The organism is Thalassospira profundimaris (assembly GCF_003326755.1).
Classification (GTDB): Bacteria; Pseudomonadota; Alphaproteobacteria; order Rhodospirillales; family Thalassospiraceae; genus Thalassospira; species Thalassospira profundimaris_B.
Genome location: NZ_JPWH01000009.1, coordinates 22,947 through 36,536, shown reverse-complemented (window position 1 = coordinate 36,536; position 13,590 = coordinate 22,947). Strand labels below are relative to the sequence as shown.

10 protein-coding genes are annotated in these 13,590 nt (G+C 55.7%); 4 read left to right on the top strand and 6 right to left on the bottom strand.

Annotation, left to right across the window (positions count from 1 at the left end; all coding sequences use genetic code 11):
- Positions 1–24: 24 nt before the first annotated feature.
- The 4 genes from nirB to TH25_RS11855 are packed head-to-tail and all read left to right on the top strand — an operon-like array spanning position 25 to position 6,547.
- A complete protein-coding gene (gene nirB / locus TH25_RS11870) occupies positions 25–2,496 on the top strand; it encodes a nitrite reductase large subunit NirB (protein WP_114088643.1) in 2,472 nt (823 codons plus the stop codon).
- A 5-nt stretch (positions 2,497–2,501) separates the two neighbouring features.
- The gene (nirD, locus tag TH25_RS11865; RefSeq protein ID WP_114088642.1) at positions 2,502–2,849 is read left to right on the top strand and encodes a nitrite reductase small subunit NirD; all 348 of its coding nucleotides are present in this window, start codon (positions 2,502–2,504) and stop codon (positions 2,847–2,849) included.
- Positions 2,839–5,547 (top strand): nitrate reductase, encoded by a 2,709-nt coding sequence (locus TH25_RS11860; RefSeq protein ID WP_114088641.1) that lies wholly within the window; start codon positions 2,839–2,841, stop codon positions 5,545–5,547. The genes nirD and TH25_RS11860 overlap by 11 nt, the downstream gene beginning before the upstream one ends.
- Positions 5,519–6,547 carry a siroheme synthase gene (locus tag TH25_RS11855; protein ID WP_114088640.1) on the top strand — a complete coding sequence of 343 codons (1,029 nt, stop codon included), beginning with the start codon at positions 5,519–5,521 and terminating at the stop codon, positions 6,545–6,547. The genes TH25_RS11860 and TH25_RS11855 overlap by 29 nt, the downstream gene beginning before the upstream one ends.
- A gap of 141 nt (positions 6,548–6,688) precedes the next feature.
- Here TH25_RS11855 and aptA read toward each other — a convergent pair whose 3' ends face one another.
- From aptA to TH25_RS11825, 6 genes are read right to left on the bottom strand one after another with little or no spacing between them, the layout of a single operon-like run.
- On the bottom strand, positions 6,689–8,008 hold the full coding sequence (gene aptA / locus TH25_RS11850; protein ID WP_114088639.1) for an omega-aminotransferase AptA: 1,320 nt from the start codon (positions 8,006–8,008) through the stop codon (positions 6,689–6,691).
- Positions 8,009–8,067: 59 nt separating this feature from the next.
- Positions 8,068–9,114, bottom strand: a complete 1,047-nt coding sequence (locus TH25_RS11845; protein WP_114088638.1) for a proline racemase family protein — start codon at positions 9,112–9,114, stop codon at positions 8,068–8,070.
- A 3-nt stretch (positions 9,115–9,117) separates the two neighbouring features.
- Positions 9,118–10,596, bottom strand: a complete 1,479-nt coding sequence (locus tag TH25_RS11840) for an aldehyde dehydrogenase family protein (RefSeq protein ID WP_114088637.1) — start codon at positions 10,594–10,596, stop codon at positions 9,118–9,120.
- 24 nt (positions 10,597–10,620) lie between these two features.
- Positions 10,621–11,859, bottom strand: a complete 1,239-nt coding sequence (locus TH25_RS11835) for an NAD(P)/FAD-dependent oxidoreductase (protein ID WP_114088636.1) — start codon at positions 11,857–11,859, stop codon at positions 10,621–10,623.
- A gap of 58 nt (positions 11,860–11,917) precedes the next feature.
- Positions 11,918–12,796: a dihydrodipicolinate synthase family protein gene (locus tag TH25_RS11830; RefSeq protein ID WP_114088635.1), complete on the bottom strand. Its 879-nt coding sequence runs from the start codon at positions 12,794–12,796 to the stop codon at positions 11,918–11,920.
- A 51-nt stretch (positions 12,797–12,847) separates the two neighbouring features.
- A complete protein-coding gene (locus tag TH25_RS11825; protein WP_114088634.1) occupies positions 12,848–13,588 on the bottom strand; it encodes an amino acid ABC transporter ATP-binding protein in 741 nt (246 codons plus the stop codon).
- Between the last annotated feature and the right edge of the window lie 2 nt (positions 13,589–13,590).

Genomic DNA, 13,590 nt, shown 5'->3' with positions numbered 1-13,590 from the left:
CATCCGCGACGAGGAAACATAAACATGAACCACGTCACCGCAGTATCACGAACCGTCCGCCCCCGCCTGGTTGTCATTGGTAACGGCATGGCCGGGATGCGGACCGTTGAAGAAGTTTTATCCCGCGCACCGGAAAAATACGACATCACGGTTTTTGGTGCCGAACCGCGTGTCAATTATAACCGGATCATGCTTTCGCCGCTGTTATCAGGTGAAAAGAGCTTTGACGAAATCGTCATCAATACGCCGGACTGGTATCGCGACAACAGAATTCATCTGTATTCCGGCGATCCGGTGGTGAAAATCGACCGTGCGCGCAAAGTTGTCATTTCCCGAAGTGGTACGGAAACCGGCTATGACCAGTTACTGCTGGCAACCGGTTCGGACCCGATCATCATCCCGGTTCCGGGGCACAAGCTTACAGGTGTGGTTACATTCCGCGATGTCGATGATGTTGACACCATGCTGGGTGCCGCCGCAAAGGGCGGGTCTGCCGTTGTCATTGGCGGGGGCCTTTTGGGGCTTGAGGCCGCGGTTGGCCTGCAATCACGCGGCATGGATGTCAGTGTCCTGCATCTGGCCGGGCATGTCATGGAACGCCAGCTTGATCCTTCTGCCGGATATTTGCTGGCACAGGAGCTTGAACGGCGCGGCATTTCGGTCATCACAGAGGCCGACACCGCCGAAATTGTCGGCACGGAACATGTTACCGGCGTTCGCCTGAAAGACGGCCGCATGATCGCAGCGGACCTTGTGGTGATGGCGGTTGGCATTCGCCCCAATGGACGCCTTGCCGCAGAAGCGGGCCTTACGGTTGAACGCGGCATCGTCGTTGACGATGTCATGACCACCAGTGATCCCGCAATCTTTGCCGTGGGCGAATGCGTTCAGCACAGGGGGCAATGCTATGGGCTGGTTGCGCCGCTGTTTGAAATGGCAAAATCCCTTGCCGACCACATGGCAGAAATAGAGACCAGCGGTTATGGCGGGTCTGTCACCTCGACCAAACTGAAAGTTACCGGCGTTGATGTTTTTTCCGCTGGCGATTTTTCAGGCGGGGGCGAAACCGAGGAAATCGTCTTCCGCGATGCCGGGCGCGGCGTTTACAAGCGCATCGTCCTTGAGGATGGCAGAATCAAAGGGGCGGTCCTGTATGGCGACACATCCGACGGAAGCTGGTATTTCCAACTGATGAAGGATCGCACGGATGTGACCGACCTGCGTGACACCCTTGCTTTTGGACAGGCCTTTGCCGGGGGGGCCGCCGGAAACCCTCTTGATGCCGTTGCAGCCCTGCCAGACGATGCAGAAATTTGCGGCTGTAACGGCATTTGCAAAGGCACCATTGTTACCGCCATCACGGAAAAGGGACTGACAACCCTTGACGAGGTGAAAGGGCACACCAAGGCATCTGCCTCCTGCGGGTCGTGTGCCGGACTTGTTGAAAACCTTCTGGCCGCAACCCTGGGCGGGGATTATCAGGCCGCCACCGTCAAACCGATTTGCACCTGCACCGATCATGACCATGACAGTGTGCGTCGTCTGATCATCGCCAAAAACCTGAAATCCATGCCCGCCGTCATGCAGGAACTGGAATGGAAAACAGCCGACGGCTGCCATGTCTGCCGCCCGGCACTTAATTACTATCTGTTGGCGGCGTGGCCGGATGAATATGTGGACCACGGCGCATCGCGTTTCATCAATGAACGCGTTCACGCCAACATCCAAAAGGACGGTACTTATTCGGTGGTGCCGCGCATGTGGGGGGGCCTGACCAACCCGCGTGAATTGCGCGCCATTGCCGATGTTGCCGACAAATTCGCCATCCCGACCGTCAAGGTCACGGGCGGTCAGCGCATCGACCTTTTAGGGGTCAAAAAAGAAGACCTGCCCGCCGTCTGGGCCGATTTAAACGCGGCGGGCATGGTGTCGGGTCATGCCTATGGCAAGTCACTTCGCACGGTCAAAAGCTGTGTCGGGCAGGAATGGTGCCGTTTTGGCACCCAGATGTCGATGAGCATGGCTGTCGAGCTCGAAAAAATGACCTGGGGATCCTGGATGCCCCATAAATTCAAAATGGCTGTTTCCGGCTGCCCGCGCAATTGTGCGGAAGCCACCATCAAGGATTTCGGCGTGGTCGCGACCGATGGTGGCTGGGACCTGCATGTGGGCGGTAATGGCGGCATTCATGTCCGCGCCACCGATCTTTTGTGCAAGGTCACAACCGATGACGAGGTCAAGGAATATTGCGGTGCCTTCATCCAGCTTTACCGCGAAGAAGCGCGCTATCTGGAACGTACCGCCCCCTGGATTGAGCGTGTCGGCCTGAAACATGTGCAGGAGCGGGTTGTCGATGACGCGGATAATCGCAAAGCGCTGTTTGACCGCTTTATGCGCAGTCAGAAAAACGCACAGAAAGACCCCTGGGCAGAGCGCGCTTCCGAAAACGTTGATGCCCACGAGTTCAAGGGCCTTCCCATGATCGCCGCGGAGTAAAACAGATGACAGACTTAAGCTGGATTGACGTTGGCCCGGTTGCCGATATTCCCCGCCAGGGCGCGCGCACCCTGCAAACCAGAACCGACAGGATTGCGATTTTCAGAACCCTTGATGATCAGGTTTTCGCCCTTCTGGATCGTTGCCCACACAAACAGGGGCCACTGGCCCAGGGCATTGTGCATGGGCATTTTGTCACCTGTCCGCTGCATAACATGGTTTTTTCACTGGAAACCGGTGCGGCACAGGGCCCGGATGACGGCTGTGCCGGCAAGGTTGAATGCCGCGTCATTGACGGCATTGTCCATATTGGCCTGACGGACCTGCAAGCCGGATTGCGCCATGCGGGATGAGGTCAAAACAACCTGCCCCTATTGCGGTGTTGGCTGCGGCCTGATCATATCCCCCACCCGCGATGGATGGGCCGCGGGCGGCGACCCTGATCATCCGGCCAATCTTGGACGCATCTGCTCCAAGGGGGCGGCCCTGATCGACACGGTAATGGCCGAACAGGCACACGATTTTCGCCTGACGGAACCAGAAGTGGACGGTGCAAAGGTTGGCTGGGACACAGCCATTGACGAAACGGCGCGCCGCCTGCGCGACACCATTGCACAGCATGGTCGCAAGTCGGTGGCATTTTACGTCTCGGGCCAGCTTCTGACCGAGGATTATTACGTTGCCAACAAACTGATCAAAGGCTTTATCGGATCACCCCATATCGACACCAATTCGCGTCTGTGCATGGCCTCCACCGTGGTTGGGCACAAACGTGCCTTTGGTGCCGATGTTGTGCCGGGCTGTTACGAGGACCTGGAAATCGCCGATCTGGTTATTCTGACCGGATCAAATCTGGCATGGTGCCACCCGGTGTTAAACCAGCGCCTGCGGGCAGCCCGGGAAAAACACGGCACCAAAATCGTCGTGATTGATCCGCGCAAAACGGCAAGCTGCGATATTGCCGATCTGCACCTGCCGATCAAACCGGGCAGCGATGTGGCCCTGTTTAATGGTTTGCTGGCCTGGCTGGACCAGACCGGCAATACCGACCTTCGTTACATAGCCCGTCATGTGACAGGCTATGAACACGCCGTGGCAGAGGCCCGCGCCGACTGCCCGGATATCGAGACAACCGCCAAAAAATGCGGGCTCGACACCCATGAAGTTGCTGATGAACTCGGCTCGGGTCTGGGAAAACTGGAAACGTTTTTTAACTGGTTTGCCACCTTTGAACGCACGGTGACCGTGTTTTCGCAAGGGGTCAATCAGTCCTCAAGCGGGTCGGACAAGGTCAATTCGATCCTCAATTGCCATCTGGCAACCGGGCGGGTCGGCAAACCGGGTTCCGGCCCGTTTTCCGTCACCGGCCAACCCAATGCAATGGGCGGGCGTGAAGTGGGCGGACTGGCCAATCAGCTTGCCGCCCACATGGATCCCAATAACCCGCTTGATGTGGACCGGGTGCGCCGGTTCTGGCGATCCGACTGCCTTGAACCCGGCGAAGGCTACAAGGCGGTTGACATGTTCCGCGCCATTGAAACAGGCGAGATCAGGGCTGTCTGGATCATGGGCACCAACCCGGCCGTCAGCCTGCCCGATACCAACCGGGTGCGCCTGGCCCTGTCACGCTGCCCGCTGGTCATTGTGTCTGATGTGGTCAGCGATACCGACACATTGCGCCATGCCCATATCAAACTGCCCGCCGCCGGTTGGGCCGAAAAATCGGGCACTGTGACCAATTCCGAACGGCGCATTTCCCGCCAGCGCCCGTTCCGCAAGCCCCCCGGGCTGGCAAAGCCGGACTGGTGGATCATGTCCGAAGTTGCAAAGGCAATGGGCTATGTCAGGGCCTTCAAATACCGGGATCCAAGCGATATTTTTGCCGAACATGCCGCCCTGTCCGAATTTGAAAATGACGGATTGCGGGCGTTTGACATCGGCATGTGGCGCAAGGCCAAAAAATCAAGCTATGACGCCATGACACCTTTCCAGTGGCCTGCCTCGCGCCACGACCAGCCTGACGGTGGGGCCAAACGCTTGTATGGCAACGGCATTTTCACCACGTCAAATGGCCGGGCCAGAATGCTGGCCGTTCAACACACGACCCCGCTGGCGCAGGCCAGCACCGACTTCCCGCTAATTGCCAATAGCGGGCGTTATCGCGATCAGTGGCACACCATGACCCGAACCGGCACTGCTGCCCGCCTGAGCGCCCATCGCCCGGAACCACTGCTGGAAGTTCATCCTGCCGATGCCAGCCTTTATGGCCTGAAACATGACGGAATTGCCCGCATCACCAGCCAGCACGGCACCGCACTCATGCGGGTTCTGGTGACAGATGCGCAATCGCCGGGCCAGGTTTTCATGCCGATGCACTGGAATGATGTTTTTTCGGCAAATGGCGGCATCGGGCGGCTTTTGCCCCCCAATGTTGACCCGCTTTCCGGCCAGCCCGAAAGCAAACATGTTCCAGTGGCGCTCACGCCTTTTGAGCCGCGCTGGCAGGGGCTTTTGTTTTCCAAAAAGCCGGTGGACCTTTCCGGCCTTCCCTACTGGGTCAGGGCCACGGGTCCGGGAAGCATGATTTATGAAATCGCCGGTGACAAACCTGTTTTGTTCAAGTCCCTGCTGCCGGTTTCCCCCCACGACGATCACGGACACATCATTGAATATAACGATACCCAAAAAGGCATTCACCGTTTCGCCCGCCTTGAAGACAACCGCCTGACCGGCGCACTTTTTATCGGTCGGGATCGCCCGGCTCTGGGCCGTGACTGGGTCTCGAACCTGTTTGCAACGGATGCCATCGCACCGGATGAACGCAATGCTCTTCTGGCCGGGCGCATGCCTGCGGCCGGCGCCCTCAATGACCGGCTGATCTGTTCGTGCTTTTCGGTGGGGCTTGCGGCAATCACGCAAGCCATTTCACAACAGAACGCCGTAACGGCGACCGATATCGGCCGGTTGCTTCAGGCGGGAACAGGATGCGGATCCTGCCTGCCGGAGATAAAGGAGATCCTTGATGACCTATTACCGCGCGCCGCAGAATAACATCCCGGACTCTGCTGCAAGTCAAAACCAGGCAGGTGAAAAATTCGGCTATTTCCCGGCCTTTGTCAAAGTCCAGGACAAAAAAGTCGTCATTCTGGGCGGGGGCGATGTTGCCGCAGGCAAGCTGCGTCTGCTGTTGCGCACACATGCCAATATCACCGTTATTGCTGCCGAACTGTGCGATGACATCGCCCGAATGTATGATACAGGCCAGATCACGTGGGAACGCCAGCCGTTTGTCGATACCATGATCAATGGCGCGGTTCTGGTGTTTGATGCTGCCGATAATCCGTGCCTGACAAAACGCGTCGAGAAAGCGGCCAAACGGCGCAATATATTGCTTAATGTCGTTGATAAGACGCCGCATTGCGATTTCATCGTCCCGGCCATTCTGGACCGGGCGCCGGTGATGATCACGATTTCAACCGGCGCCTGTGCCCCCGCCCTTGCCCGCATTCTACGCCAGCGGCTGGAAACGGTTTTTCCGGCAAGTCTGTCACATATTGCCCGCATTGCCCGGGAGGCACGGCAAACCGTTGCAACACATCTGGGTGATACACTGTCACGCCAGCGTTTCTGGACACGTTTTTTCCAGAATGTATTACAGGCTGATTTCGCTGAAAAAATCACAATGCACAACCTGCTGGCAGATCTGCATCAATTTACGCCGCAAAGCAGCACCACAACGATACCCACCGGACAACTGTTCAAGACTTCGGTTTCCGTAAATAATGCCTATGACATTCCACACGGTATTGCCCGCCATATCGAAACGTCCGACATCATTTTTCACGATACCGCAATCTCGCCCGAGATCCTTGCCCTTGCCCGCCGCGATGCGGCACTCGTCTCTGTTGATGACATGCCGCAAACAGCCGGTGAACCGTCGGAGGATCAAACCGCATTGTACCGCCGCACGCGCTTTTTTACCGCACAGGGGCTAAATGTGATGTGGTTAAGTCTTCATCACCAACGCACACAACATTCTGCCACCCGATAAACCGCCAGTATCGGAGCCATAGCAGATACAGTAACCAATACTGGCGAAAAAATTTTATGTGCCACAAGGAGGCGCCATCCGACCTTAAAAACGATCCATTAGTTTAAAATTCGGATGCCCCACATGGACAATACGGCCTGATCACTCAATCTGGCCCAGGACTTCCGACAGTGTCTCGCCGATGCGGTCAATTTCATGTTTTTCAATGATCAGGGGAGGAGACAGTGCAATGATGTCTCCCGTCGTTCGGATCAGCAATCCCTTGTCGTAGGACTTGAGAAACGCATTGAATGCACGTTCCGTCGGCTTACCCGCAATCGGTTCAAGCTCGATCGCACCAATCAAGCCAAGGTTACGGACATCGATAACATGGGGAAGGCCCTTGAGGCCATGCAGCATATCTTCCCAATAAGAAGCCAGGTCGGCTGCCCGCTCAAAAAGTCTCTCGTCGCGGTATGTATCAAGTGTTGCCAACCCCGCCGCTGCCGCAATCGGATTTCCGGAATAGGTATAACCGTGAAATAACTCGATGGCGTTTTCGAGACCCGTCATGAAGGCATCATGAATTTCCGCCGTTGCAAACACGGCCCCCATCGGAACAACACCATTGGTTAAGCCCTTTGCTGTCGTCATGAGGTCTGGTTTGACACCAAAATAATCCGCCCCGAACCCGGCACCAAGACGCCCGAAACCGGTAATCACTTCATCAAAAATCAGCAGGATACCGTGCCTGGTACAAATCTCGCGCAGGCGTTCAAGGTAGCCCTTGGGGGGTAACAACACGCCGGTTGATCCGGCCATAGGCTCGACAATAACAGCCGCAATCGTTTCTGCACCATGCAGACTGACAATCCGCTCTAGATCATCGGCAAGGTATGCACCGTGTTCGGGCTGCCCGCGCGTAAAGGCGTTTCTGTCTGGCAGGTGCGTATGGGGCAAATGGTCCACACCGGTTAACAAACTGCCAAAGAATTTGCGATTATTGACAATCCCGCCAACCGAAATGCCGCCAAAATTGACGCCGTGATACCCCCGTTCACGCCCGATCAGGCGTGTTCTACCGGCATCCCCGCGCGCCCTGTGATAAGCCAGCGCAATCTTGAGCGCCGTTTCAACCGATTCAGAACCGGAATTGGTATAAAACACATGCTCCATATGGTCCGGTGCAATATCAATCAGGCGGTTGGCCAATTCAAACGCCTTGGGATGCCCCATCTGAAAGGCCGGCGCATAGTCAAGTTCGGCCACCTGCTTTTGCACGGCTTCAACAATTTTCGGACGTTTATGACCGGCATTGCAGCACCACAACCCCGCCGTACCATCCAGAATCTTCCGGTTGTCGTTTGTCGTGTAATACATGCCATCGGCCGCGACAAACATCCGGGGCTGCTTTTTGAACTGGCGGTTTGCCGTAAAAGGCATCCAGAAGGCATTCAGATCATTGGGAGAGTGATGAGACATGGTGACGTCCTGTTATTTTGAATTTGCCAGACTGGCCGTATAAGCTGTTTCACTGGATATTAGTCGCTGGTCACTTGAATACCCTTGGCTGACCCTCCCCACGTATCGGACAGAATAAAGCCATGTGGAAACGGGTCCGCCGGGTCCAACCCGATCTGTGTCATGGCATATATCCAGCAGCGTCCGGAGATGGTTGTCAGCACGGCTTGATAAGACCCCGCTTCCTGGGTGCCGCGCAGCCGGGTCTCGAATTCTCCGCCAATGATCGAACGGGTAATCATGACATCGCCAATCTGCGCCTGACCGCTGGCATAGCGCACCGCCATTGACGCATTGGACCCCGTACCGCACGGCGAGCGGTCAACCCGACCGGGACGAAGCGTGGTACAGGTCTGCACGACACCGGTATCAAGCTGTTTGCGAAACATGACATAAGCCAGACCATGCACGTCAGGCATCAGGGGATGCACGATGTCGGTTTCAGCGGCAATCCGGTTGCGCAGTTCCACACCGAAAGTTGCCAGATCCCTGGAGTTTTCGGGGATAATGTCCAAACCCACCTGATCAACATCAACCAGCGCATAAAACACGCCACCGAAACAAAGATCATATCTTACCTGCCCCCAACGGGGGGTATCGATCACCTGATGAGCCCTGGCAACGAATGCGGCTGGCATATCAATAGAAACACATTCCACCTTGCCATCGCGGCATGTTGCCGTTCCCTGCACCAGTCCCACAGCCGTATCAAGCGTCACAACCGTTTTTTCACCGGTAATCGCAAGCATCCCGGTTTCAAGAATGGCTGTTACGGCACACATGGCATTTGAACCCGACATCGCATGTGCCTGATCGGGCTGGAACACAATCATCCCCACATCCGCGCCCGGCGTGCAGGCTGGTGTCAACAGGACGAACGATCCTGCCGGTCCGCTACGCGGCTCTGAACACAGAAAACGGCGTAAACTGTCATCCGTCTCGTTCAGATAGGTCAGTTTTTCGCCCATTGTTCTGCCGGGAATGTCCAGAACACCCCCGACAATCACCCGGCCGACTTCACCTTCACAGTGAACATCGACAGTTTGAATGACACGTGACCACCGCATGACTTAGCCTTTCAGGAACCAGCCCCAGGGGCTTGTATCGTTAAAAGTCGTGATCTGTTTGGTTTCCAGGTAATTGTTCAGGCCCCATTCACCCAGTTCCCGGCCAATGCCCGACTGCTTGTAGCCCCCCCACGGAGCCTCGGTAAATGTTGGCTGGGAACAATTCACCCAGACAATTCCGGCACGAAAGGCACGCGCCACCCGATTGGCCCGCTCAAGATCGGCAGACATCACCGCAGCGGCCAGGCCGTATCTGGAATCATTGGCCTGCCGGATGGCATCTTCTTCACCATCAAACGGGCGGACGCAAACCACAGGGCCAAAAATTTCCTCTTTCCAGATCCAGCTATCCAGCGGCACATCGGTAAAAATGGTCGGTTCAAGATAATAACCTTCCTCCAGACCCTCTGGCGTTTTGCCGCCTGAAGCCAGGGTCGCCCCTTCCTCCTGGCCGCGGGCAATGGCGGCCTTTATCTTTTCAAACTGCGATTTGTTGACGATCGGTCCCAACAGAACGCCTTTTTCCATTCCGTGGCCGATCTTGACCTTTTGCGCCTCTTCGATCAGGCGTGTCAGCACCTTGTCATAAATGCTGCGCGCGATCAGAACGCGCGACGTGGCAGAGCACACCTCGCCCTTGTTCCAGAAAATGCCAAACATGATCCATTCTACGGCGGCCTCAATATCGGTATCTTCAAAAATCACCAGCGGCGATTTCCCGCCCAGCTCAAGACTGACCGCCTTAATATCGCGTGCCGCCGCCGCCATGATTTTGGACCCCGTCGGCACCGAGCCGGTAAAGGCCAGCTTGTCCACGCCCGGATGATCCGTCAGGGGTTGACCCGCATCTGGCCCAAGACCGGTCACAACATTCAAAACACCTTTGGGCAGCCCCGCCTGCTGCGCGATCACGCCATATTCAAGCGCGGTTATCGGCGTGACTTCAGAGGGTTTTAAAACCACACTACACCCCGCCGCCAATGCCGGTGCAACTTTCCAGGCAGCCATCAGCATCGGGAAATTCCAGGGAATGATTGCTCCAGCCACGCCCACCGGTTCGCGTACGGCAATCGAAGAAAACCGTGGTTCGGACAAAGGAATGTTTTTTCCTTCATCCTGATCAAGTTCTTCTGCCAAATCGGCATAGAAGTGAAAACATCCCGCCGTGTCCTCGATATCCCAAATGGCTTCGGGCAACGGTTTCCCGTTATTTTGAACTTCAAGCTCTGCCAGTTCATTGACACGTTCATTGATGATGTCGCCCATCTTGCGCAAAATGGCAGCGCGTTCCCCGCCGGACATTTTGCGCCACGGACCGTCATCAAAAGCTGCGCGTGCCGCTTTAACCGCCTTGTCGATATCCTCGGCGTTTCCGGCACTGACCTGATGATAAACCCGGCCATTTGACGGGTCGATGACGTCAATTTTTTTGCCTGATGCCGAAGGAATATACTCGCCATCGATGAATTGCATGTCCTGCATCTCGTGTTCTCCTGTGCATTCGGCCTAAAAACGGTCAACCCTGTAGGCCGCCATATCCAATGGCAACGGGCGACCGGTTATCATGTCGGAAATCAGACGTCCGGTGGTTGCCGCCAGGGTCACGCCAAGCTGACCATGGCCTGTCGCCAACATCACGTTTTCAATGCCCGGTATCCTGTCAATGATCGGTTTGGTGTCCGGTGTCAGCGGCCTGCGACCAAAACGGCGAAGGCCATCTTCGGTTTTCAGGCCCGGCAAGACACGTTTGGCCTTTTGCACCAGGATGTCCGCCCGTTTCCAGTTTGGTTGCGCATCAAGATGCGCAAATTCGATACTGCCTGCTACGGCCAATCCGCTTTCATAGGGTGTTATGCCAAATCCACCCTTGGCATAAATCAGCCCATGTTCAACCTTTACCCCGGGATCATCAAACGATGTCTGATACCCGATGACACCTTCCATCTGAATGGAACAGTCAAGTTCTGCGGCAAGCCTGCGTGAATGGGCCCCGGCAGAGATCACGAACTGATCCGCGACATGGGTGTCGCCCCTGTCGTCCTGGACTGCGACAACCTTTTGATCTTCCCGGGCAAACCCCTGCGCACTGATGTGACGAACCTGGCCGCCGCGTTCGACAAATACCCTGTGCAGCTCCGCAACGAACCGCTTGGCATCCACCACAGACCGCCAGTCTTTCAGAACAACCGCACGGGCAAAATCCGCTGCAATTGACGGCTCCATTTCGGCTGCCTGCGCGCCCGAAATTTCTTCAAGTTCAAATCCAAGAGCCCGACGAGCATCATGGAAGGCCCGTTCATGTTCAAGGTCGCGTGCACTGTCATAAAGCTCGATCACGGGCTGATGTCGCAACAGGCCGGACAAGCCAAGCGAAGCTAAAAGCGCCTGCGTGTCGACCAGCGCGGTTCTCGTCAGCACCGAAATTTCCCGGCTGATCGCCTCAATCCGTGACGGTCGGGCATTGCCGGCAAACCGCAAAAACCACGGTAAAACCCGCAAGGCAGAACCGGCCCGCAAAGTCAGGGGCCCCGCCGGATCAAGCATCCAGCCCGGTGCGCGGCGCAGGGTCCCGGGTTTGGATAGCGGCACAACCTCGCTCACCGCGATGCTGCCACACGATGCCCAACTGGCACCTTCACCCGGTTGCCCCGGCTCTAGAACGGTAACGTCATAACCATCATCCTGTAACTTCAGGGCACAGGAAATGCCAACAACACCGCCACCAATGACGATCACTTTTTGCATCGACTTCAATCCAACCAAACGCGAGGTCGGGTGAATACATCACCCGACCGATAGCGGTTTACCAATTGAGGATCGGCTCCATCGCAGCACGGAAATCCGCTTTCTCGGTGTCCGTCAACGGACCGAGTGGCGCACGACATTCGCCAACCGGAGTTCCCTGCAATTCACAGCCATATTTAAGCTTCTGAACGAATTTTCCGGATTCCAGAATGTTCATTGCTTTATAAAGGGTCGCCATTTGCTGCTTTGCTTTTTCAAGATCGCCAGCCTTGTAGGTACGATCAAGATCACATACCGCCTTGGCCATACAGTTGGCCGGACCACAAATCCAGCTTTCCGCCCCCCAAAACATGAAATCGAGCGCAATGTCATCCGACCCGGAAACAAGCTGGATACGGTTTTCATAACGGGTTGCAATGCCAATCGCCCGTTGCAGGGAACCGGAGCTTTCCTTGATCCCGATCACGCGCGGATGATCCGCAAGCCCGTCCATCACATCATAGGAAATCTCGATGCCATCCTTATCCGGATAGGAATACAGCACCAGGTTGATATCAACTGCATCAAGTACCGTTTTGAAATGATTGAGCAATTCGGCATCGGTCGGCTTGGTGTAAAACGGGGTTGCCAGAAGCACCGCATCATAACCAAGTTCCTTGGCCCGTGCGGTATTCGCAATAACGCCTTTGGTATGGGGGGCATTTGTCCCGGCAATCAGGGTTTCACCGTCAATCGCAAAGTCCTTGACGAATTTCAGGACCTCTTCGCGTTCGGCATCGGACATGAAATTATATTCACCCGAAGATCCGCACGGCACCCAGCCACTTACACCTGCGGCCCGCAGATTGGTAAGATGCTTTTCAAAAGCATCAAAATCAATATTGCCATCCTGGTCAAACGGAGTAACGAGAGCTGGCATCACACCTGAGAGTTTCATAATCATCCTTTCAGTCTTTCGGATTTGAATATCAGGGCGTCAATCAGGCCATTAATGGCCGAGCACCTGACTTAGGAATGTTTTCGTTCTTTCATTTTGCGGATTTTCAAAAAAGGTTTCCGGTTCCGCCTGCTCGATCACCTGACCATCGGCCATGAAAACAACACGGTCGGCCACCTGTCGGGCAAATCCCATCTCATGGGTGACACACACCATCGTCATGCCGTCCTCGGCCAGGCCGACCATCACATCGAGCACTTCGGAAATCATTTCCGGATCAAGCGCCGATGTCGGCTCGTCAAACAACATGAGTTCAGGTTTCATGCACAAGGCGCGTGCGATCGCCACACGTTGTTGCTGCCCCCCTGAAAGTTCGCCAGGATACTTGCTGGCCTGCTCCGGAATCTTGACCCGCGCGAGATATTCCATTGCGGTTTTCTCGGCCTCGACACGGTCGATCTTGCGCACCAGCATCGGGGCAAGGATGCAGTTCTCCAAAATCGTCATGTGGGGAAACAGATTGAAATTCTGAAACACCATTCCGGCTTCACGGCGAATTTCATCGATATGATCAACATTCTCGTCAAGCATCGTGCCCATGACTTCAATGTCACCGGACTGATGTTCTTCAAGCCGGTTAATGCACCGGATCAGGGTCGATTTTCCCGAACCCGATGGTCCGCAAATCACGATCCGTTCCCCCCGTTTGACCTCAAGATCAATGTTCTTGAGCGCATGGAAACTGCCATAGTATTTGTTCATGTTCCTGATAAGGATCGCGTGCTCAGTCATGG